Annotated in this window: 21 protein-coding genes; 17 read left to right on the plus strand and 4 right to left on the minus strand. The window is 44.3% G+C overall.

Annotated features, from left to right (window positions below; translation table 11 throughout):
- Positions 1-36: 36 nt before the first annotated feature.
- From H70357_RS03495 to H70357_RS34140, 9 genes are all read left to right on the plus strand, one after another.
- Positions 37-348, plus strand: coding sequence for a YbjQ family protein (locus H70357_RS03495; protein ID WP_038585821.1), 312 nt, complete (start codon positions 37-39; stop codon positions 346-348).
- 263 nt (positions 349-611) lie between these two features.
- Positions 612-1,343: a CPBP family intramembrane glutamic endopeptidase gene (locus tag H70357_RS03500; RefSeq protein WP_231578375.1), complete on the plus strand. Its 732-nt coding sequence runs from the start codon at positions 612-614 to the stop codon at positions 1,341-1,343.
- A gap of 384 nt (positions 1,344-1,727) precedes the next feature.
- The gene (locus tag H70357_RS03505) at positions 1,728-2,468 is read left to right on the plus strand and encodes a Fic family protein (protein ID WP_038585824.1); all 741 of its coding nucleotides are present in this window, start codon (positions 1,728-1,730) and stop codon (positions 2,466-2,468) included.
- Between the two features lie 256 nt (positions 2,469-2,724).
- Positions 2,725-3,885 carry a cobalamin-independent methionine synthase II family protein gene (locus tag H70357_RS03510; RefSeq protein ID WP_038585826.1) on the plus strand — a complete coding sequence of 387 codons (1,161 nt, stop codon included), beginning with the start codon at positions 2,725-2,727 and terminating at the stop codon, positions 3,883-3,885.
- A 259-nt stretch (positions 3,886-4,144) separates the two neighbouring features.
- Complete coding sequence (locus H70357_RS03515; RefSeq protein WP_038585829.1) at positions 4,145-5,221, plus strand: ABC transporter substrate-binding protein; 1,077 nt, start codon at positions 4,145-4,147, stop codon at positions 5,219-5,221.
- A 1-nt stretch (position 5,222) separates the two neighbouring features.
- The gene (locus tag H70357_RS03520; protein ID WP_038585831.1) at positions 5,223-5,999 is read left to right on the plus strand and encodes an IucA/IucC family C-terminal-domain containing protein; all 777 of its coding nucleotides are present in this window, start codon (positions 5,223-5,225) and stop codon (positions 5,997-5,999) included.
- Between the two features lie 30 nt (positions 6,000-6,029).
- On the plus strand, positions 6,030-7,751 hold the full coding sequence (locus H70357_RS03525) for a helix-turn-helix domain-containing protein (protein WP_038585834.1): 1,722 nt from the start codon (positions 6,030-6,032) through the stop codon (positions 7,749-7,751).
- A gap of 154 nt (positions 7,752-7,905) precedes the next feature.
- Entirely contained in the window at positions 7,906-9,639 is a 1,734-nt protein-coding gene (locus H70357_RS34135) for an ABC transporter ATP-binding protein (protein ID WP_052091797.1), read from the plus strand.
- On the plus strand, positions 9,636-11,360 hold the full coding sequence (locus tag H70357_RS34140; RefSeq protein ID WP_052091798.1) for an ABC transporter ATP-binding protein: 1,725 nt from the start codon (positions 9,636-9,638) through the stop codon (positions 11,358-11,360). Before H70357_RS34135 ends, H70357_RS34140 begins: the two co-directional genes overlap by 4 nt.
- 61 nt (positions 11,361-11,421) lie before the next feature.
- Here the strand turns inward: H70357_RS34140 and H70357_RS03540 are convergent, their stop codons facing one another.
- The 4 genes from H70357_RS03540 to H70357_RS03555 form a co-directional block, all read right to left on the minus strand.
- Complete coding sequence (locus H70357_RS03540) at positions 11,422-11,976, minus strand: dihydrofolate reductase family protein (protein ID WP_038585839.1); 555 nt, start codon at positions 11,974-11,976, stop codon at positions 11,422-11,424.
- A gap of 112 nt (positions 11,977-12,088) precedes the next feature.
- A complete protein-coding gene (locus tag H70357_RS03545; RefSeq protein WP_038585842.1) occupies positions 12,089-12,922 on the minus strand; it encodes a MerR family transcriptional regulator in 834 nt (277 codons plus the stop codon).
- Positions 12,923-12,943: 21 nt separating this feature from the next.
- On the minus strand, positions 12,944-13,687 hold the full coding sequence (locus tag H70357_RS03550; protein WP_038585846.1) for an ABC transporter permease: 744 nt from the start codon (positions 13,685-13,687) through the stop codon (positions 12,944-12,946).
- A gap of 31 nt (positions 13,688-13,718) precedes the next feature.
- On the minus strand, positions 13,719-14,660 hold the full coding sequence (locus tag H70357_RS03555) for an ABC transporter ATP-binding protein (RefSeq protein WP_038585848.1): 942 nt from the start codon (positions 14,658-14,660) through the stop codon (positions 13,719-13,721).
- 201 nt (positions 14,661-14,861) lie between these two features.
- On the opposite strand from H70357_RS03555, the gene H70357_RS03560 reads away from it, so the two are divergent.
- The 8 genes from H70357_RS03560 to H70357_RS03590 all read left to right on the plus strand — a co-directional run bounded on the left by H70357_RS03560 (position 14,862) and on the right by H70357_RS03590 (position 23,690).
- Complete coding sequence (locus H70357_RS03560; RefSeq protein ID WP_038585851.1) at positions 14,862-15,671, plus strand: hypothetical protein; 810 nt, start codon at positions 14,862-14,864, stop codon at positions 15,669-15,671.
- Between the two features lie 117 nt (positions 15,672-15,788).
- Positions 15,789-16,757, plus strand: coding sequence for a helix-turn-helix transcriptional regulator (locus tag H70357_RS03565; RefSeq protein ID WP_038585853.1), 969 nt, complete (start codon positions 15,789-15,791; stop codon positions 16,755-16,757).
- 131 nt (positions 16,758-16,888) lie between these two features.
- Positions 16,889-17,107, plus strand: a complete 219-nt coding sequence (locus tag H70357_RS03570; protein WP_038585856.1) for a hypothetical protein — start codon at positions 16,889-16,891, stop codon at positions 17,105-17,107.
- Positions 17,108-17,148: 41 nt separating this feature from the next.
- A complete protein-coding gene (locus H70357_RS35640; RefSeq protein ID WP_156130807.1) occupies positions 17,149-17,430 on the plus strand; it encodes a hypothetical protein in 282 nt (93 codons plus the stop codon).
- A gap of 381 nt (positions 17,431-17,811) precedes the next feature.
- A complete protein-coding gene (locus tag H70357_RS03575) occupies positions 17,812-19,821 on the plus strand; it encodes a serine hydrolase domain-containing protein (protein WP_038585859.1) in 2,010 nt (669 codons plus the stop codon).
- A gap of 373 nt (positions 19,822-20,194) precedes the next feature.
- The gene (locus tag H70357_RS03580; RefSeq protein WP_038585862.1) at positions 20,195-21,076 is read left to right on the plus strand and encodes an aminoglycoside 6-adenylyltransferase; all 882 of its coding nucleotides are present in this window, start codon (positions 20,195-20,197) and stop codon (positions 21,074-21,076) included.
- Between the two features lie 556 nt (positions 21,077-21,632).
- Positions 21,633-22,367 (plus strand): hypothetical protein, encoded by a 735-nt coding sequence (locus H70357_RS03585; protein ID WP_038585865.1) that lies wholly within the window; start codon positions 21,633-21,635, stop codon positions 22,365-22,367.
- Between the two features lie 156 nt (positions 22,368-22,523).
- Positions 22,524-23,690 (plus strand): DUF4317 domain-containing protein, encoded by a 1,167-nt coding sequence (locus H70357_RS03590; protein WP_038585868.1) that lies wholly within the window; start codon positions 22,524-22,526, stop codon positions 23,688-23,690.
- Positions 23,691-23,766 lie beyond the last annotated feature (76 nt).

Raw genomic sequence — 23,766 nt, forward strand, 5'->3', positions numbered from 1 at the left:
TTACCCTATAGCCAGGCCAATTGAGGAGGATAATTTATGATTATAACCACTACATCAACTATTGAAGGCTCCCCGATAAGGCAGTATCTGGGCATTGCCACCGGTGAAGTCATTATAGGAGCCAACGTATTCAGAGACTTTAAGGCTTCGATTACCGACCTCGTAGGGGGGCGTTCGGGCGCTTACGAAGGCAAGCTTCAGGAAGCGAGAGATACGGCATTTGCTGAGATGACTCAGAAAGCTTCAGGGATGGGAGCTAATACGATTGTCGGAGTCGACATTGATTATGAAGTCATTCGCGATGGCATGCTGATGGTTGCCGTAAGCGGGACGGCCGTGATCGTTTAACACCACGATGTTTGCCTGTTGTCTGGATGACACGTTGCTTGCCTTTGAGAAACCACGTATGCTGAAGCGCTTGGTAATCGCGGATCATCGACTCATCTTTGAAGAGCAAATGAGCGATTTTCTCGTCCATTAACCTTTGTTCAAAGTAGGAAAAGTTACTTCTGAAGGCTTGTTGCTTGACTTCATCCACCGCAGCTAGCGTATCAACTTATATACTAAATAAGTCGTTATCTACGCATAACGATGCAAAGAGGTGTACACCTGTGAAAAATGTTCGAAAATTGTCTGAACCTGAAAAGGAACTCATGGAGGTAATTAGCTCTTCCACGTCCACTATGCCCCAAGCCCGACCTGGCTGGCCAGAGACCCTAACTGCACTGGGTCTCTATCTGATCGGCATTGTTATGCTCGGTCTTTGGATGTCGCAAATCCCTGACGAGCAAGCCATCTTCCGAATTAACATCGGGGGTGTAGGCAATGGTCTCGTTGGCCTCGCCGCCTTGTTCGCAGCCTACGCCCTGCGGGTTCGCGATCTGCGCGCTTTCGGTTTCCGGGCGATCGAACGGAAATGGCTGCTTGTGGGAGCCACCCTCGGTGTTGTCGCGTACGGCGGATGCTTCGTTATAGAGGGGGTGTATTTTCACTTCATCACCGAGCTGAACAACCAAGCGGACTTCCAGACGGCGGCGCAAGGTGGCGCGCTCTCACTCTTCGTTCTGCTTATCACTGGCGCTATCCTCACGCCGCTCGGCGAGGAGTTTGTATTCCGTGGCGTTATTGCCAATGCGCTGAACCGTTACGGAGCATGGGGCGGCGTGGTTGGCAGCGCTGCGATCTTCGGCGTCGTTCATGGATTCAACGTCATCCTGTTCGACGCATTCATGGTCGGCATCCTGAATGGTATACTGTTCCGTAAGACGGGTTCCATCTGGCCCGGGGTCGTGGTGCATATCGTGTATAACGGCCTCAATCTTATCTACTATTCTACGTTATAGATCTAATTTTATGAGACACCGTGGCAGAGACAAACAGCTCGGTCAGCTGCGCGCGACCGTGGCTGTCTATGATCGTAGCGTTTTAGCATAGATGTAGTGCTCATCATCGTCGGGCGTGCAGGGAGAATTTATCTATATGGCTTGCATGAACAATTTGGCTGGGATAATCCGGAGGCACAATTTGTGAAGGCGATGTTACAGAATGTCTGGCCTTCATTGAAGAGAATGAACAATGGTTGAATTTGCGGATGTGGAGAAGCTCAGACAGAATCTTGCACAACTGCATATTTTACAATAGAGAATGGTATAATGATAACAATAGGTAAGGCTATTTTGACTGTTAAGATACATGGAATCATTCTGAATTTACTGGGAGAAATGTGGATGAAATATGAAACATTAATAGAGCTCTTACAGGAAGAAATGAAGATGGGGCTTAAAGGAGGGCTGTACCATCAGACCCAAATTAAGCTTGCCTATAACTCCAACCGGATCGAAGGCAGTCGGTTATCTGAGGATCAGACACGATATATTTTTGAAACCAACACAATAAACGTAGAACCTGAAGAAACAGCAAGTGTTGACGATATTATTGAAACGGTAAACCACTTCGCCTGCTTTGACTATATGTTGAACCTTGCACATGAGGACTTATCCGAAGAAATGATCAAGGAATTCCATAGAATCTTAAAAAGAAATACTTCGGATGAAAGAAAAGACTGGTTCCGCGTGGGGGATTACAAAGCCAGGCCCAATGTGGTAGGAGATATGAAAACAACTGCTCCGGGAAAAGTGGCAAGCGCGATGGGGAAGCTGCTCACCATGTATCACCAAAAAACCGGAAATTCGTTTGAGGACATCGTAGACTTCCATCATGAATTTGAAAGCATCCACCCTTTTCAGGACGGAAACGGTCGTGTCGGCAGGATCATCCTGTTCAAGGAATGTTTGAAAAATGGTATACTCCCCTTTATCATCGACCATGAGTATAAGCTGTTTTATTACCGCGGCCTGAAGGAGTACTCTTCGGAAAAAGGATATTTGCTGGACACCTGCCTGTCGGCACAGGACAGATATGAAGCGGAGGTTGCTTATTTCTTTCCGGAATTGAAGCGTCTTCCGTGATAACCGCTCAAGGCATGTGGAATCCGTTGCGGTATTGGTTATGATACCCGAACTTTTCTAAGTTCGGGTTGTTGTTTATATAGTTCGCCTTTAAGAAGGCTATAATAGCTATTTATTTCCTTAGAAAGCTAAGATACTCACTATACTTTTTGACTATAACCAGATATTACTTTTAAGTGTTATGTAGATGATATTCCTCCATGCTAGAATCAAACCATTAGAGAAAGACATGTGGTTAAATGGAGGAGGATTTTTCATGTGCAATAGATTTCAAATCGTAGGCAGCCTGTTGCGTCCGTCGAATTTATTAGAATATAAACATCAGATTGAACATCGGGATGATATCAGTTATCCCTTTTACCAAGATTTCCAAGGGTATGAGCAGTGTGAAGCTGAGGCGATTCAGGCTGTAGTCGATAAAGAAATTAATAATGGTTTGTCCATTCTTACGGATGGAGAACATTCCAAATCTATGTGGCATTTGGATTTTGTCTGGGGCTTCCAAGGAATTAGCCGCTATATAGCGGATCATGGATATTTTTTCAGAGATACAGATGGGGCTTCAAAATATGAGACCCGAAAAGATATTGGTTTGCGCATCACAGGTGAATTAGGTGGAAAGAACCATCATTTTATTGAGGTATTTAAGAAACTTCAAGCCCTTGCTGGCGACCGTGAAACCAAGCTGTGCGTACCTTCTCCATCACATATTTTTGGTGAGCTGTCATGGTCAGATAACATTGGCGGCACAGAAGCGGTTTATAAGGACAGACATGAGCTTAAAGACGGTCTGGTTAAGGCTTATAAGGAATTTGTTGCGGATTTTGCTGCTGCCGGAGGACAAATCCTGCAATTCGACGATTGCTTATGGGAGCTATTTGCAGATGATAACCCGAACTCTCCATATACCGGCGAGAATATCAATCAAGAGGAAGTACAGGCTCTAGCTACAGAATTTATTGACATTAACAATACAATCATTGATTATGGTCATAGCTTAGGCCTCAAAATGTGGACTCATAACTGCCGTGGTAACTATGATTCCCGTAATATGGGTGGTGGCTCCTATGCCAAAATTGCTAATCTGTTCTTGAAGCAGCTGAAATACGACCGCTTTTTCCTGGAATGGGATGATGACCGTGCAGGCTCCCTTGAGGCGCTTGCGGTGTTCAAAGATAAGCCTGATACAGAAATTGTACTTGGATTGTTGTCTTCTAAGACCAATACGCTTGACGATGAGGCCCGTGTAGTTCAAATGCTTGATGAAGCCTCGAAAATTATTGATAAGGATAGATTATTACTTTCTCATCAATGCGGGTTTGCGTCCTGTGATGGCGGCAATGAATTAACGGAAGATGAACAGTGGGCGAAAATTAAACAAGGACAACAGATTGCCCAGCAATATTGGGGTAATTAATATTTAACTTAGTTAATGAGGGGAGCAGGTCCCCTTCCTTAAGACTGTCGAAGATATTGTCGGCAGTCTTTTTATATTGGATTATTGGAATCCCGAAGGGATACTGTGTAAAAGGAAGCATGCTCCTATGGAACACAATGTCGCATTAATCCGGCTGCAATGTCGCAAAAGTACATGGAAACGGAGTGTGCTGATCGATTATACTCGCTTTATATAATATGATAATGAAAATCATTATCATACAAAAGGGGGAGTCAGCATGAACAGAGCAACAAAGAGGCAGGCAACCGGCAGCAAGATAAACGCCGCCCAAAAATGTGGACCATTAATGGTATGGATGCTGGCACTGGTACTTGTGCTGACGGCTTGCGGCAATGGAGGGGGCACCAATGCAGGCACAGCCGCACAGCCGTCTGCTGCAGCTTCAGCCGAGCCGTCTCCAGCGTCTGAAACACAGGCTCAGACATCGCCGGAGGCGCAGGCTGCTGCAGCCTTCCCGGTTACCATCCAGCACATAAAGGGTGAAAATACGCTGACCGGGAAACCGAAGGTGATTGCTGCGCTTGATGTGAAATTTGTCGATCAATTGATAGCGATTGGTGAGCACCCGGCAGGCAGCGTTGTGGCTGGAGGGAAGGACGCCAAGTTTCCAGAATATTTAGGCGACCAACTGGGTGAGGTGAAGGTCCTCGGTACACGCGATGAGCCCAATCTTGAGGCTATTGTGGCGTTGAATCCGGATCTTATATTGATGACCGACTTTCAGGAGCAGGTGTATGACAGCGTCAGTAAAATTGCGCCTACAATAGTACTCGACTTCTACGAGGATTGGCGGGATACGTTGGCTACCATCGGTACGATAACAGGCAAGCAGGCGGAGGCGGAGGTAGTGCGTCAGGCTTACGAGGACAAAATCGTCGGACTGCGGGAGAAACTGTCGGCGAAGCTGGGCGACGAAACGGTAGCGCTGATTCGCCCGAGACCGGAAGGTATTCGTGTACATGGTCCCGAGCATCGGACCGGAAGCATTCTTTATGAGGATTTGGGGTTAAATGTCCCTGCATTCGTTCAGGAGATTAAAGATGACACCTCCGTAGAAATTTCGATGGAGAGAGTCGCTGATATCGGAGCAGATCACTATTTCCTGCTGTCGGATGAATTGTTTGCCAAAGAGGCAGAGGCTCTGGCGGGCAGTCCGGTCTGGAAATCCCTTGATGCAGTCAAGAATAACCGTGCATATAACGTGAATTCAACGCTCTGGATCGCTTACTATGGTCCCATTGCTCTCAACATTATCGTAGATCAGGCCTCGGAAGCGCTGCTGGGATCGCATTGAAATGGACAACTATCTGTCGTCTGTATCCTGGAAGCAAATGGCGGAAGAATACCGGCTGTGGCTAGGTGAGCCGCCGAAAGGCAGCGTCCGTACTATTGCTCTGAGCCAGTTGTATGAAGAAGCTGCATGCCGCGAATATGTAAGCTGGCTTAAGGATTATATCGGCGCGCCGGATATGCAGGTTGCCGCCTCTATGCTGGCCAAGCGGATCGGCTATCTGTGGATCGCGCCGCTTCTGACCGCTATGACCTTTCATAATCGGGAAGTCTCCTTCCCGCTGGACAACAGCTTCCTTTATCATCCGGCTTCCCCGGCTTTTAAAGTGGATACGCCTTTTCCTTTCCTGGCGCTGAACGGACTTCGGGCAGCATCGCCACCGGAAGATAGGGAAGTGTGGCGGGAAGAGGTCGTAGAGGAGATTTTTGCGGTAAGACTTGCGCCGCTGCTGCAGACGCTTGCCGCCATTGGCCCCGTTTCTATAGCGGTGCTTTGGGAGAATATTATGGTGCGTATTGCTCCGCTGTATTCTCCTGGAGCAGACGAATCCAGACAAGAAAGGCAGCGGATGAATGCAGATTTTACGTTCCTGACCCGGATGGCCCCCGGGCAACTGTTTGGCGAAAGGCGGAATCCGTTTACCCGTTTTACAGAGAACAATGACCTGGTTCAGGTTGCGAAGAACAAGCGTATCACCTGCTGCTTTTATTACCGGATGTCAGGAGAATATTGCGTAAAGTGTCCGAAAATTGACAATGAGAATGAATCTCAATTAAAATGACAATAGAAACATTGTCAGGAGATGAGAGGAATGCCGCTGCAAGAGCAGGCAAGTTTATGGAGTGATACGACAATCAAGACGCTTGACGTGCGCAGCGGTACTTTGCCGCCTGGCGGTGTTATGAGCGAAACGGGATTGACAGCCAATCTGTTGCTGCTGGCAGGCGGCGGAGAAGGGGGGCTTGTGATGAATGGTGAGGTTTGCCATATCCGGGCCTCTTTTGCTTGTCACGCTGTCAAGGGATCAGCTTTTACTCTCACTGCCGGATCAGAAAACATTCATTATACCGTTATTATCTACAAGGCAATTCCTATGACGGGAGCCGCCCATGTTCTGTTCCCGCAGCGTAATCACCCGCTGCGCACTTCGTTTGTTCACTATCCTGTGCTCCCGGCGGAGCTGCATCAGGCGGCGGACAAGATCGTAGCCAAATGGAGCCGGGGAGAGGGGCTGGAACGTTTCCATGCCAATGCGCTGCTGCAAGGAGTGCTGTATGAGCTTATTATGGAGCATGAACGCGGCCGGGGCGGCGCAGAGCCGGACATGGTGGACGTTGTCGCTGCTTATATAGCGGGGCATTATCGTCAGGAGCTGAAGCTTAAAGAGCTGGCTGCGCTTGCCGGATGCGGCGCGAGACAGCTGCAGCGGCGGTTCAAACAGGAGAAGCTGCTCGGACCGATGGAATATGTGATCCAGCTGCGGATGGAGAATGCAGAGCGGATGCTGCGTCATACGGACGCTCCCATCGGCGAAATCGCTGAAAGAACAGGCTACCACGACATGTATTACTTCAGCAGAGCGTTCAAGAAATATTATGGAGTTCCCCCACAGCTCTACAGGCGCACTGCCGCTTCCGGGACCGGTGCGCTCTCCGCTTGTTCCGGGCTGCCGGACCGCTTGGCCTGCTCGTACGAGTCGCTGCTGGGACCGGTGATATGCCATATGCGAGGCGAATATTGCGTTACCGCTTCTCCGCGGCGGATCGCCGTACTCGACATTCAATATGCTGACCATTTGCTTGCGCTTGAGATGCTACCGGCAGGAAGTGTAGGACTAGGCAGTGCGGCGTTAAATTTCCCCCCATATATCAGGGACAGGCTTAAGGCAACGGAAATGCTCGGAACCTATGAGTACCCGGACCTGCAGGCTGTGGAACGGCTGCAGCCGGATTTGATTATCTGTACCGAGGTGCATGCTCAGCACTATGAACGCTTAAGCCGGATTGCTCCAACTATAATGTTTAAGCGTAATGAGAGCTGGCAGAGAATTCTGAGCCTGTTCGGCGAACTGACGGGCAAGCGGGCGGAGGCGGAACGTATTATTACGGATTACATTCGCCGGACGGCATTACTGTCAGAAGAACTTGCCCCGGTACTGGCGGGTAAGAGCGTGGCTCTGATCCGCCCGCGTGAGTCAGTGGTTCGGGTACATACTGCCTCTCATCGCACAGGCGCCGTGCTGTACCGGGACCTTGGTCTGCCTGCTCCGCTATTTGTCGCAGACACCTCCGATACGGCTTATCATATTTCAGTCGACAGACTACCGGCTGTGCATGCTAACCACTACTTTTTACTTAGCAACGAGATGATGCAGGAGGGAATATCTGTGACAGAGCAAAGCGTCTGGGGCATGCTGGATGCAGACAGGCGGCAGCATATATATCCGGTGGATGCCGCTACATGGATCGGCTGCTATGGACCGACAGGCATCAATTGCATTGTGGATCAGGTGGCCCGCGCCCTGCTGGCCTGAGCGGCAGCCAAGGAACCTCAGCTTAGTGCAGAGCCACTGAATAAATTTGTTATTAATTCACAAGCACCTGTCATTGGCAGGTGTTTTTGAGCTTCTCACATACGAACGTTTGTGCTACAATATCATTTGTGAATATATGGAAAGCGGTGAGTTTATGACAAAAAGGCAATGGGTCACTAAATTTATGCTGATGCACAAATGGGTACTTGTATGCGGATTCATAATCACTACATTAATGACGATGATCAATCTGATTTATCCGTTCCTCAACGGGAGAATTATCAATATAGCTTTTTATGATAAAGACATGAGCGCCTTTTTGAATTTGTGCTTAATCTATGCAGGCATACTCATTTTCAATCAGTTTGTCGTTGCGACGTTAAACAATCTCATTTCGTCGCAATTGATGACGGGTTTTGTCTTTGATATACGGCGGGCTCTTTTCAAAAAAATATTACATAAAAAAGGGAAAGACCTCTCCGGGATGTACAGTGGGGATATGATCAGCCGAATGAACCATGACGCCGCGGATATTATGAATCTCATTTTCTGGAGCGGACTTTGGGGATACTCCAACTTTCTGCATATCCTATTCGCTGTCTGCTTCATGTTTTACTACAATATATTTCTGGGGGCTTTTACGGTCGTGCTGGTTCCCGTCGTGTTTTTTAGCTCGAAATATTTCAAGGCAAGAGCGCAGAAGGTCAATAAAGACATTGCAGCGGAACAGGGTAAACTATCCTCTTACTTATTTGAGATTGTGAAAAATTTGCGGGAGATAAAAATCCTTAACGCAAGTAAAAAAGTAAGGAGCGTTTATTTAAGAAAAACGACATCCATCAATAAAATGAACGTGGAAAACGGAAGAATCGAAGTGACGACAGAAAGGCTTAATTCGTTCATCACACTTATCGCACAGCTGTTGATATTTGTGATCTGCGCCTATTTCATCGTTAAAGGCCAAATGCAGCTCGGCGTTTTTGTGGCCGCCATAAGCTATTTCAATATAGCTGTGAACTACTTCAGCTCCATCAACAGCAAAATTGTCGATGTCTGGGGACAGACCATCTCCTTACAACGTGTCGTGGATATATTGAATGAAGAGGAAGAAGATTACAAAGAAAACCATCCTCCAAAACAAATAAAGGAGGGCAAGATTGAATTTAACAATGTCACCTTTGGATACACCGAAGATAGACCTGTTCTGAACGGATTCAATCTCCGCGTGGATGCAGGAAGCACGATTGGCATTGTCGGAAAAAGCGGCGCAGGTAAAACAACGATGGGGAACCTGCTCTACAATCTATATAACGTTGACAGCGGCGAGCTTCTGATCGACGGAATGAATGTCAATGAGTATAACCTGCATAGCTTGCGGAGCCAGGTGGGGATTGTCCATCAGGAGACCATCCTTTACGATAATACCCTGCGTTACAATCTTTCATTTACCAACAACAAGGATAATGATGACGCATTAATGGAAGCTATTAAGAAAGCCGCACTTTATGATGTTGTCCTGACATTCCCTGACGGACTGGACACGCTGCTTGGGACTGAAGGGCAAGAATTATCCGGCGGGCAGAAGCAGCGTCTGGCTATCGCAAGGATACTAGTCAAGAATCCTAAGATTCTGGTCTTTGACGAAGCCACAGCATTCCTCGACAGCCGGAACGAAGCGCTTATCCGGAACGTGATGAGTGAGATGTCACAGGATCGGACGCTCATTATCATTGCCCACCGTTTTTCCACCATTAAAAGCTGTGATAAAATCGCGGTTTTAGCGGACGGTGTTGTCAAAGGCTTTGATACTCACGACGTACTGATTAGAAACAATAAAACGTATATAGACTTATTCAGCGAACAGTGTTTAGGAGGTGAAGCTGTATGAAACGATTGGACACATTTAGAGCATTAACCCGGGATATAGACGGTATTAACAAGCCGTTGATTGCGCTCGGTTTTTTCAAGCTGTGGAACTTAATTTTCGGGCTTATCCCTCTGTTCTTGTACTCGTTTTTGGTTAATCGTGTTTTAGTAGATAAGAATATGAACGAGCTGTGGCCGGTCATCAGCGGTTATCTGGCTGTTTTCCTGTTCGCGACAATCGGGATTGCGGTCAGTAAGCGGTTTTCCAACCGGTTAATACTAAAATATGACCTGAGAATAAAGAATAAATTGCTGAAAAAGTATATCAGCCTTGATAATGATGTATATAGCAAATATAGCATTGGTGACGTTAGAAGCCGGATTGAGAACGATTCCACTGCTGCCGGGAACTTTTTTACGACCCATATATTAGATTTTATCTATGCTGTCGTTTACGCTGCTGCGCTGGCGGTTATTTTGTTATGCTACGACTGGCGAATCGCGCTCCTCAGTTTTGTTTTTGTTCCGGTCTCTTTATTTACGGTTAATTTTTTGGGAGGTAAAACGAAGACAACCGGAGAGGAACTATGGAAACTGCAAATTAAATATGAATCCTTCCTACACTCGAATTTTCAGAACTGGAAGGATGTTAAGACCAACAACCTTGAAGACGCACAATTGGATGAATTAAACGGACACTACAAGAAAATAAGGCATATTTGGTTCCTCAACCAGCTCTATTTGCATCTGGGGATTACCTATTCGTTCTTCACGAAAAACTTCATTACCCAGTTGTTTATCTACTTTATTGGCGGATTATTTGTAATTAAGGGCTACTCGCAAGTCGGTGTACTGCTCATTTTTATCAGCTTTTACGGGCAGTTCTTCGGGTACATAGAGAGCATTAGTAATTCCATGATGAATTATAAGAATGATTCGGTGAACATCGGAAAAGTGATCGAGATATTAAATTTAGAAGCAGGCAAGAGACCCTATAAGAAAATTGACGGGACAGATCTAAACGTTGAAAATCTGAGATTTACCTATGAGGGGAACGAAGCATTTGCTCTTGACGGTATTTCGTTCTCCGTGAGTAAGGGCGAACATCTGGCCATCGTTGGAGAAAGCGGCAGCGGCAAGTCTACAATCGCTAAACTGTTGACCGGGCAGATTAACCCGCAAGGGGGGACTGTACAGATTGGCGGCATTGATATCTATACGGTGAACAGCGAGAGTGTGTCAGAAAAAGTTAGTATAGTTGTGCAGGAACCCGTTCTTTTCAATATGACGATCAGAGAAAACTTATTGCTGGCAAAGGCCGGCGCAACCGATGCGGAATTGATAGAGTGCTGCCGCAGAGCGAGTATTTATGACTTCATTGAAACCTTGCAGAATAAATTGGATACGATAATCGGAGAAAAAGGTGTACAGCTTTCAGGAGGCCAGAGACAGCGCTTATCGATTGCCCGTGCTTTTTTACAGGACAGGGACATCATCATTTTTGACGAAAGTACCAGCGCTCTTGACAACGAAAATGAGAATGACATCATTACAGAACTAAAGAGCCTTTCATCGGGGAAAACCATGATCTCCATTGCTCATCGTTTATCTACTATTCTGGACTGCGACAAGGTAATGGTTCTTAAAGATGGCAGGGTGGTAGCTTTCGATACCCATCAAAACCTATGTAACCGAAACGAGACCTATGATTTGCTTTTCCAAAGTCAGTATATGGCAGGTTGATTTAAGGGAAACAGAAGCTTAAGGAATGGAGCGGGCGTATGCCCGCTTCATTTTTTTGGGTTTAGTTCTCATTCAAATGATAGATTAGTTGCACAACGCCAGAGGAGAACTTTTTTGTATTAACCATTGTCAAATTCAACCTCTGTTTAATATCAATAAACAACGGTTTTCCTTCTCCCAGAATGACTGGGTGAACAGATAATCTAAATTCATCAACAAGCCCTAAATTGATAAAAGTTGTAATAAGACTTGCTCCACCATATAGCCAGATGTCTTTGCCAGGCGTGTTTTTTAATGTATTTACTTCTTCAAGAATATTATCATTTATGAATATTGCTTTAGTGTCAGTCCCTTTTTGTGTCCTGGAAAACACGTATTTTTCTTTACTATGAATTAATTCCCAAGTTTCTTTTTCAGTATCATCTTGTTCAATTCCTGGAGTATATTGTCCCCATAAATCATAGCTTGTTCTTCCATACAAAATCGTGTCAATCTGATTTAAGAAATGAATAAACTCCATCTCAGAATCCATAATGCACCAATCAAGCTCCCCGTTTGTCCCTTCAATAAAACCATCTAAAGTAACTGCTAAATCTAAAATTATTTTCCGGTTCATGATTTGTTACTCCTTTCGTTGATCTACTACCTATTATAGATCTTAAATATGTCATCTTATGTCATATTAAAAAAGAAAGGGTACATTCATCGAGAGTGTCAAATATTCTTTATTATCCTATGATATTTGTTTTTTTCTTTATAGGAAAACAAATTTCCGTTAATAAGTTGGCAGCTTCGTTGGCCTCTTCAGGGGAGATATGATAAATATTAAAAGGGGAGCCGTTCAGTTCATAATCATTATCTAATATCCATCGAGCGATTGTTTCATTCACTTCACTAAGTTTGTTATAATTTCCTTCATAGATAAATGAAGCCACGGTTTGTTCTTTTTCTATTTTAATATTTGCTTCTTGCAGATTTTCATAATCCCCTGAAATGCATTTTTGGACTTCAATATCAATCCTTTGATTTTGAACATCCTCTTCGTAAAAAACTGTTATATTAAAATGCGGATAGCTTAGTCGTACATTCTGGCCATGAACGATCCTGGATAGTCTTTTCCATAACAGAGTTTCATCCTGATACTGCTTGATTTGTGCGCGTAAATAAATGACCCGTCGTTGTGGTATTTTCTTTGCCGTTACTGTATATTTTGATGATTCTTTCTGAGCGTTTAGGTGTTTAATCATGGAGTTTATCAACAATATTTTATCTTGCTTCCCATTTATTTCCTCCTGCAATTGTGCCGCTTGCATATTCAAAAACTTCATCAGATGAATATCCTCATCATATTCATATAAAATCTTTTTTATTAGATGCAGACTGAGTCCCATGGTTTTCAACATGTTTATTTTGTTAGCTACTGCTAGCTGGTGTTCATAATAATACCGATAGCCAGTACTTTCATCAATAAAGCCCGGAGGAAGTAAATCAATGTCAGCATAATGCCTAAGCATCTTAGTACTTAACTGCGAAAGAATGGAAAAGTCACTAATTCTAAGCATCGAAATCCTCCCTAACATTGTCTAATTTCTGGTTTTCAATAAATGTAAAGCGAGCAGAAATGCCGAAACGCCCAAGATCAGAAATAACAAGATAGTACCTAATATCGAGTTCCAGTCAATAGAGTTTTGTGAAATTAGATCCCTTATACCATTTATAACATATGTGAAAGGATTTACCGATACTGGGATTTTAAAAGCGGCCGGGATATATTCATAAGACATCAATGAAGTACTCACAAAAAAGATGGGAAGTATGAATGTATTAACAATGGCTAAAAAGGAATTTTCCGTTTTGAAAATCATACTAAGAGCATAGGAGAGGCTTGCTACAAAAAAAACGCACAAGAAAATTAAACAAATAATGAGTAGGCACCCAAGTATTCCAGTTGCTATTTTGACTGACAGGAAAAAAGAAAAAATAAGGAGTACAAAAACTTCGACAAAAGTTAAAATAGCTGCATCAAAAATATGTCCTAATACAATAGAGCTTCTTTTTACAGGAGAGATGAATATCCGATAAAAAATCCCTTCTGATTTCCAGGAGTAATTTGAAATTCCGCTCATACCGGATGATGTAAGTGTTACGAGAATCAGAATTCCAGGAAGCGTATAAGCCGTATAATTATCTCCAACATATGTTTCCGATTGGAACATCGTTGTAAATAATAGCAGCCAAATTAACGGCTGTATGAGTGTCATAATTATAGTTTCCATATTTTTGAATCGCCATTTTACATTTCTTAAGACAATGCTGAAGGTTCTCATTTTACTTCCTCCCTTATAATTATTTAAAAGCTCATCTTATGGACTTACTAGTGAATTTCAGGAAAATATCGGATAATGAAGGATTTTGAATTTCTATGGCACAAAATCCAATATTATTTTCGGTTAACAATAAATTTGTTTTAGCAAAGCCTTCAGAGCTGTCATCTACAGAAATATATAATGTCTTTTCCTCGACTCTTATATGTTTGGAAAAATTCTGAGCATTCAAACGTTCTACAATAGCAGCAATGTTATCAACGGTATTAAGCTCAACTCTAATAACAGGCTCGCTGAAATATTGTCTAAGTTCTTCCATGCTGCCTTGAATTAGAGGTTGCCCGTCTTTCATGATGCAAATTGTGTTGCTTAATAATTGAGCTTCTTCCAAATAATGAGTTGTCAAAAATATAGTCGTGTTAAACTTCTCTTGAATTGTCTTAATCATTTGCCACAAAATCTGTCTTGATTCTATATCCAAGCCAACGGTCGGCTCATCTAAAAATAAAACTTTTGGATGGGAGATCATACTCATTGCAATATCGAGCCGTCTTGCCACCCCTCCTGAATATTCGGATACATTGTAATCACAATATTCGGTTAGGTGGAAGGCTTGTATTAGTTCTTCACTGCGAGCATGTATGGCGGTAGAATCCAGAACGAACAGTCTGCCTTGAAATTCCAAATTCTCCTTAAGTGACATGTGTTTGTCTATGGATGTATGTTGAGCGACACAGGAGATGCAGTTTCGGATGCTTTGGCTTTCTTTCTTTAAATTATGTCCCATAATTGTAACTTCACCGGAAGTTGGTAAGATGAAAGTGGTAAGGATGTTAATCAATGTAGATTTTCCCGCCCCGTTTTGGCCAAGTAGAGAAAATATTTCTCCTTGTGAAACAGTTAAGCTGAAATTGCTTAAAGCCTTTTTTCCATTTTTAAAAATCTTACTCAGTTCCTTCACTATAATAGCTTCCAATTATTCCACTCCCTTACTGGTTATGTAAAGTGATCATAAACTATCCTATAATAGGAAAGTCAAGGGTCCATTTTCTTTAGTGTATGTTTGGGGGATTTATGTTTTTTCGGGGTTTTTAATGTTGTTAAGCTCACAGACAAGCTGCGGCTTATTCCGATATGATGGTGGCCGAGGAACAACATAGGGTTCGGGAGGGCTAGTATGAAGGGCAAATCGCTTCGAGGCATATGGATCATGTTTGTCGTATTTGTCGTTATTTTTATTTTGAATATGAGTGTGGTATGGGATATTAATGCAACACAGCGGATGTGGCTTGTAATGGATGTGTGGTCGCTGGTCCTTTCGATTATTCTGCTTTTCCGGCATCGGTTGCCGTCGGCCAAGCAAATTTGTATCTCGTTGATTTTGGGTGGACTGGTATCCTTATCCTATCTTCAAGGAAGTGCCTACTCCATAATCAGCAGCTTTCTGATTACCGTGATGGCTGCACTTGCTGTATTCAGTACATTTGCAGTATATCGGGAGAGTCCGGTTCAATTTTTGAGACGGAATGGAAAGGGCGGGGTGACGGGCAGTATTATATGGGGGCTGCTCTTCGGGCTGGCTTTGGGTGCTGTAAATGTGGGGTTGATGCTCTCCAATAACGAGCTCAATGTTCAGGTTTCGCTTTCACGCTTTCTCGTATCGCTAAATCCGGCAGTTCTTGAAGAAATCGCCATGCGAACCTTGTTTTTTGCCTTTTGCTACAGCCTGCTGCAAGGGAGAATTTCTACGAAGGGGCAGCGGTTTACCTGCTGGTTTATGATGGTCATTCCGCATGTGCTGATTCATACGCCAGAGGCCTTTATGAGCAAAGGCGTGATTTCTGGTCTTGTTGTTGTCATACTGACCACGGTCATTTTCGGGCTGCCTTTTGCTTACTTGCAGTGGAAGCGGGATGTGACATCAGCGATGATTGCGCATGGCGTGGTTGATTTTATCCGGTTCTGCTTGTTCGGCCTGCCATTTTAATATTTCATCTGACACGAATGGTGGGAATGCCCTCTCTTTTCCGCAAGTAGAATCAAGCAAGGCAATTTCCATTTCTCTAAAATGACTATAGAGCGGTTGAAACGAGGTGAACGACGAATGTACGAGTGGCACAAGCAAATCCAAATAATCGTTGATGAAATTGACGAGTGTATTAAAAATCGTAACTGTGAAGCAATAACGCTACGATTTCTTTCTCGCAAGTTAGGTTATTCCGAATTTCATACTACGAGAAAATTTAAGGAAATATCGGGTATGCAATTTAGGGATTATCTGCGGCACAGAAAATTAGCCTTTGCACTAAAAGAGGTTCGGGATAGTGAAAAAAGCATTTTGGATATTGCTTTTGATTATGGTTTTTCATCACATGAAGCCTTTACCAGAGCTTTCAAGGGAACATATGGTGTAACTCCAAGTGAATACCGAAAAAAGCCTATGCCTGTCGCCCTTCGTACAAAAATAAACCCGTTCGACCGCTACTTTTTCGGATTGGGAGAGATTGGTATGATGAAATCTACAGATGATGTTAAAATTTATTTTGTAACCATTCCCGCACACAAATTTTTGCACATTAAAAACTATGAGAGTAATGGGTATTGGGATTTTTGGCAAAAGCAAAGCCTTATTCCGGGACAGGACTGCGAAACCATTTGCGGCTTACTCGATAGTATCAAGGGCAAATTGGATGACGATGGTGGGAGCGAATCTAACAGCGGCAGCGGTCAGATTATGGCGTACATTAACGACCCGGACGGCAGACTCTGCGATTGGGGTATTCCACGTACAGAGTGTCATGGTGCACGTCTTCCTTTTGATTATAAAGGCGAAGTACCACCACAAATGCTTATGATTGATGTTCCCGAAGCCGAGTATATTGTTTTTGAACATGGGCCATTCGATTATGAACAGGAAAATCGTAGTGTGGAGGAAAAGATGGAAAAGGCAATGGCGACTTTTGATTTTGCAGGCACTGGTCACTGCTTTGATACTTCCCCCGGTAGAATAATTTACTTTTATTTTAATCCGGAACGGTTTTTTAAGTATATTAGGCCAGTACGGAAGTCATAATCAATAAAAAGCACCTGCCCAAATGCGGTAGGTGCTTTACTACATATGATAACCTCCTAACACCGCTCCTTCACAGATAATGACTTCCAGCCAGTTAAAACGGATTAAGCGGTAAGCAAAAGGTTGTAGCTATGTGCAAATCGCTACACTTTCAGAACTTTCCTGAAATCGGAATGATCAAATATGATGAATACAATACGCTCTCCTGGATTATCGGCGAAAAGCATTTTTTGGTTGTAATCAACGGCGAGGTGCGGTATTGCGGAGTGAATTTTCCTTATATGAACATGGATTTACACCTTGGGCAGCCCGCTCCAATCTTCATCGGCTCAAACGGTCAGGCCAGCTAAAATCCACACCGAAAATTAATGTCAAAAAAGGAGCATTGGTGATGGAAGTCAAAGCAAGCAATAACAGATTGCCTAAGATTCATCCAATGGTAACGCCGCATTACGGAGAAAATTACTGGTTTAACGGCTGTGCGGGCTTCGTTATGGAATGCCTGGGCGAACCGGATTACGATTATTGGTTTTTCGCAGGTCCATTCACACAATCATTTCAGAGGCGACGGTGTAACGGATTACTGCTTGAGCGAAAAGGGGAAGGCTTTATCGAGGATGTTTTTGAAAAATGCGGATACGCCAGCAGTTTGTGCCTCTTAAGCAGATTCTGAACAATCGGGAAATGTATGTTCAAACGCTGATGGCTTCTATCGACAAGGGTATTCCTGTAGCCTAAATAGTCGTAATAAAGCCTAAAAAGTCATGCTAAGAGCCGCGCGAAATTCAGGGACTCACTCCTGTTTTTCCCCGGCTTTTTCTTGTCGTATGAAAGTTATGACGAGTTGTCACTCGGCTTTATGACAATGCTTCTGTTAGGTTGGGGATGTCCCGGATCAACCCGCAATACATGAAAAGGAGTGGTGTCATTGCCGTTATTACAGCTTGGCGAGCTCACAAAAGAATAGGCAGTTAAGGCGATTAATAATATCAACGGACCTCTTGCTGCCGATGCGACACATTCATCTAGACATTCAAAAACAGGAGGCAATCTAATGTATATTCGTACATTCGTACATCGGAAAGTTCTTTTGCCCGTATTAAGCAGTTTGCTTATAGCTTCGTTTGTCCCGCAGCCGACAGCATCTGCATCCGCCCTTAAACAACAAGCCACCGGGGCAACGGAAGCGAAGGAAGTGGAAGCTTTTGCAGACCAATTCTTCAATCAGCCGAAAATCAAGGAGCAGCTTACAGGGGCTGCTGTTGTTTTAGTAAAGAATGATCAGGTATTGCTTGAAAAGGGCTACGGCTACGCCGATATCAGCAGCAAGAAGCCCATTGATCCGGAAAAGACCGTATTCCGTGTTGCTTCCATTTCCAAATTGTTCACCGCAACAGCTGTCATGCAGCTGGCCGAACAGGGAGCCATTGATTTACAAGCAGATCTCCAAACTTATCTGGGAGACTTGGAAATTGTCAACAAAACCAATAAAACACTCACCATGGAGCATTTGTTGACTCACACCTCCGGATTTGATTATACGGATAGCGCTGGCAGCTCAGCAAAAGAAGTCCCCAATAATCAGTTCATTAAGGAAAATGCGCCTACCATTATTCGGGAGCCCGGTGAAGCTTACCGGTACGATAACTATGCCTTTAATTTGCAGGGGTATATCGTGGAGCGGTTGTCCGGAGTTCCGTTTGCCCAATATGTTCAGGAGCATATTTTCAAGCCGCTTGGCATGGGGAACAGCAGCTTTAAGCTGACGTCCGGGCTGCGAAAGTATCTGGCTGTACCCTATACTGCCGAAAAAGATCCGATACCCGAATATCCGTCCAGGCCCGCTGAGTCACCGGATGGCGGCATGTTCTCCACCGGAAGGGACATGGCCAAATTTATGATCGCGCAGTTGAATGATGGACAGCTGGCAGGGAATCAAATTTTAAGCCGGGATTCGGTTAAGGATATGCAGCAAATCCATCATCAAATTCATCCGCAGGTCTCTGGCACAGGCTACGGCTTTGAATCCTTTTATCAAAATAGCTACAATGGCCAGCGAGTCATAGGTAAGGGCGGGGATTTGCCGGGATATCACTCATGGATGTGGCTTATGCCGGAACAGAAAGTAGGCGGTTTCGTTATTTTTAACAGTGACGGCCCGGATTTGCGGGAGGCGTTTTTCAAAGCCTTTATGGATCATTATTATCCCGGAACACCAACAACTACTTCCACTCCAGGCGCATCCCAGGCGGAACTGGGCCAGCTGACAGGGATTTATCAGGATTTGCGGCTTCCATTTTGGATTCTTCAGGTTTCCGTTACGGACGATGGCAAGCTGAAAATCAAGGACCCCTATGGCTCGCATACACTCCGGGAAATAGCTCCCTTGTTGTTTGAAGATGAGCTCGGGAATAAGGCGGCTTTTAAAGTCAATTCCAATGGTACCCAATATGCCTTTTACAATAAGATGGATAGTTGGGCGAAAAAAGTTCCTGAACCCAACGTCTATACGGATGTGGGAAATGAGCATCCTTATACGTCATGGATTCATGAAGCCGATCAGCTCGGTGTATTGACTCCTAAAGGAGACAGCGCTTTTCATCCGGAGCAAGAAATGACCCGGGCAAAGTTTATTGCGGGGCTTATGCATTTGACAGGGATGGCCCCTTCTAAAAACACGTCGTTAACAAGCGAACTGGAAGAGAAGGACTATTTGGGCTATGTGCAGAAAGCCATTGAGCTGGGGCTTGTGCAGGGGCGCGGCCCGGTACAGAGCTTTGCTGTCACTGCGGCCATTACGCGCCAGGAGGCTGCTGTTGTGATGTGGCGAGCGGCGATGATAGCCGGAGTGAATATGACAAAATCATCCGGTATCAAGCTTGCGGGGGACACGGCGCCTTGGGCCTTGGATGCCGTGCAGTACATTGTGAATAATGGCATGTACGGGCCGGAAATTGCACGGAATTCCGCTGGAACCTTGGACTACCAGTCAAACGAACCCCTTTTAAGGCAGGAAGCTGCCGCATTGCTGAGCCTATTCTGCAATCGGCTGTCCTTGAATTGAAATTAAGGGCTATCCTTAAAAGTCTTTGATAAAGACTTGGGATAGCCCATGTTGTATTTTATAACAATTGCAACCATGTTCTTCTCACCCCCTCGTATTACATGATAAGGAGGGGGCGTCTTGCTTTAACATACGCATGGTAACGATGTCTTAAGCAGACTACAGAAGCCAGTTATAAAATTGAACTCATTAATTACATAGGGTGCGTTTTAGAAAAAAATTTACACGGAATAAATGAGGGTGAACTTTATTGAGCAAAGAAGTTGTCTTTCACTAGGCACTGGGGTATACCTTATCTGAGAAGATGTAAGTAAAAATATCCCAGTTGTACTATGCTGCGTCTAGTATGTTTGAAGATTTGGAGGGGATGTATATGAGAACTGAAAAAGAAATGTTTGATTTAATACTAGAAGTTGCTCAAATGGATGAACGAATCCGTGCGGTATACATGAACGGTTCGCGTACCAACCCTAATGCTCCCAAGGATATTTTTCAGGATTATGATATTGTTTACGTAGTAAGTGAAACTTCATCTTTTATAAAAGACGAGACATGGGTAAATGTATTTGGTGAATTGCTTATGATTCAGGAGCCTGATAAAAATAACCAGTCTATGGGTATAGATATGGATTTTACTCGGTCCTACGGATATTTAATGTTATTTACAGATGGTAATCGTATAGACCTTCACATAGAAACTAAAGAATCTATGCTTGAAGGATATGTTAGTGATAAATTGACAGTTCCTCTATTAGATAAGGATAACTGCCTGCCAAGCATTCCTGCCCCCACGGATATCGACTATCATGTTAAAGAGCCTACAGAGCAATTATATTTGGGTTGTTGTAATAATTTTTGGTGGTGCCTGCAAAATGTTGCTAAAGGAATTTGGCGTGATGAATTACCGTATGCGAAACAAATGTTTGAGCACGTTATCAGACCTCACTTGGACGAATTGATTTCATGGTGGGTGGGTACCAAAAATGATTTTCAAGTTTCTACAGGGAAAATGGAGAAGTATATAAAGAAGTATCTTCCCGAATCATATTGGGAAATGTATAAGGAAACTTATTCCGACAGTAATTATGAAAATATGTGGAACTCGATATTCGCTTCGTGTGAATTGTTTAGGGTTCTAGCCAAGGATGTCGCTGAGTATTTTGGGTATTCTTACAATGCCAAAGATGATACCAATATGACTAATTATCTTAAGCGTGTTAGGGAATTGCCTATTGATGCAAAAGGTATTTATTGAATGTCATTGAGCCCATTCAGCGGATGATCGTGAATAATGGGCGTCCGTATTTCCGACAGAGAAACAATTATTCTTTCAACAAAATTCATTGAATCGCTGGATCCACATTATTACTTTATTAATTTGTCTGTGGTATAGTAAAGGCAGATAAGGCGTACAATGCAAAGAGAGCCGTGCTGGTAACACGACTCTCTGCGCAATAGCCGCTTTTAAGGGCGGAGGCTTAAAGGGTTTATCCATTGAAATAGGAACGCTACCTTTGAGCAGGGCGGCCTATTTCTTTTTGCCGCCCATATTAGCCTTCTATCGCTTCTGCTATTATACCATGTTGTTAAGTGTAAAGAACGTCTTGATTAGGCGTTCTTTTTTTTGCACAATAGATCAAATCCCGTACTCACCAAAAATACCCGCATACTTCTTTTCTAATATCGCCCAGCGCTTTTCGGCTCCGTATTTCAATTGTAGCTGCTTCAGATACTGCCCGGCGGCTTGTGTATCACCTGCTTGCACATTGGGGTAAGAATATAGTATATCTGGAGAAAGGACGCGTTGATGGATGAAGAAGAATGCCATTGTTCTATTAGTTGTCTTTCTATTTGCAGCCACTATGGTGCTGTTGTTCGGATGGTTCTTGCCTGCAGTTTTACAAATCTATCTACATAACTATTACATAAAGGGCCTTACTTTGCTGGTGATCTTTACTGGGGTGGTGCTTGGTAAACGGTTTACGTGGAGTAACCATATTGTCTATGTCATCGCCGTAGTTACAGTGGTGGGCATGATGTTTGATACTTCAGGCAACCCCATGTACAATAAGCCGCTTGAATGGATCGTGTCTCCTATCGGGGAATTGCAGGTCATGCAGGACGTAAATAATTATGCACCCGGTGAATATGCCATTTCTGATAACATAGCGATTCTGAAGCAGGATGGGGGGATCATAGAGCTCAGCACGGCATGGCTGTATCTGTACCGCTTCGTGCAGTATTTGGCTCTCTATTCGATTGTCGGGACCGTACTTGGGGCGGTTAACAGAAGATTGCCGGAACGCGATTATAAGTTAATTCAGACGGTAGATGAGACGCTGCCGGCAGACCTGGAGCAGAAAGTAGCCGCTGAACTGAAACGCAGAGAGGAAGCAGCCAGCGCAGGACGGATTCTACCCGATGAGATCCAAGCCTCTGTATGGAAATTGAAGCAGGACGGTAAGCTCATTCCGGCGATCAAATTGGTTCGCATGCATACTAATCTGTCTCTGGGCGAAGCGAAGCAATATGTTGAGAAGTTATAGCGGAGTTCCGTATCTCCCGGTAAATGCCTGTGACGATCCGTTGCGGGTATTTTGCCAGCTGTAATATATTTCACAAATTCCGTCCTTACCATTTTCATTCCTTATCATTTATACTGAATAAGGTTATTACACATCTAAGGAGCCGCCGAACCCATTATGAATAAAAAAGAAGTCGCACACATACGCAAGCAGTTTAAGCTGGATCATGATCTGATGAACATCTACGATATTCTTAACGTGTATATTATGAAGGAAAGCAACGAGATCTATCATTGGGAGCGCCTGCCGTTTGGCCTCGTGGACAGAGAGAAGCAGGAACTGTATATGGGCAATTTCAAAAAACTGCTCACCGGTGAGTTGGACCATAAGCTGTTCGAGCTGAAGTTTCAGGAGGAAGCGGAGGACCCGACGCGGGTAATGCTTCACCAAGGCCTGGTGACAGGTGATGCTGAAGAATGGCAGGATCTGATGATGCTGCTCGTGGACAAGATGCTGGTAGATGTCAAGTATGAGAAGGATATGGTAATCACTTTTGTTCGCGGGCAGTATTACCGGCCGACTAAGGCCAGGAATGATGAAGCCGAAGAGAGCGGGAAGGACGAGATGTTCGCGCATCCGTTTATTCTGTGCAGCGTGAATTCCACGGAACAGCAGCGCAAAAACCTCATGTTCGATTATGTGGAGCGGGAATTCAAGTACAATATCATTGTCGATCCGATCATCAAGCTGAGTTCACCGGAGCAAGGGTTCTTTTATCCGAGTGTGACAGACAACTATTCTGATGTGAACCGCATTCTGTATTGTACGGGAAAATCGAATTATCCGGACCCGCAGTTCATCGAGCAGGTCCTGAATGCCGAGAGATCTGTAACAGCATTGGAAGAGAGAAGCTTCTTCGAAGATATCGTGAAGGAATTGGCGGGTGAACAGCTCGATACGACCACTCTCGCCCAGGTGTATGAGGAAATCCAGCAGGTCATCGAAGATGGTGCAGAGGAGGAGGAAGCCCCCAAGCTGGATTATAAGGATGTGGAACGCGTCCTGAAGGTAAGCGGCGTAGAGAACGTGACGGCAGAAAAGGTGGAGCGGGCGTTCGAAACGGTCGTCGACGATAAGTACTATGAAATGAAGGCAAGCAGTGTTATACCGAAATATACTTCAAAATCGATCAAGATCGAGACAAAGGTAGCCACCATTTCCGTCAGCCCGCAGGATCTAAGGTATGTGAAGCAGGTGAATTATCAGGGGAAACGATGCATCATGATCGAGGTTGACGAGGAAGTCGTAATCGAGGGATTTACGCTCAGTACGGAAACATTGTAGACTCGTTTGGCTGTGCGTTGTCCGCTTTTGTGAAATAGGGGCTATCCATAAAGTCTTAGATAAAGACTTGGGATAG

Source organism: Paenibacillus sp. FSL H7-0357, from assembly GCF_000758525.1.
GTDB lineage: Bacteria > Bacillota > Bacilli > Paenibacillales > Paenibacillaceae > Paenibacillus_AQ.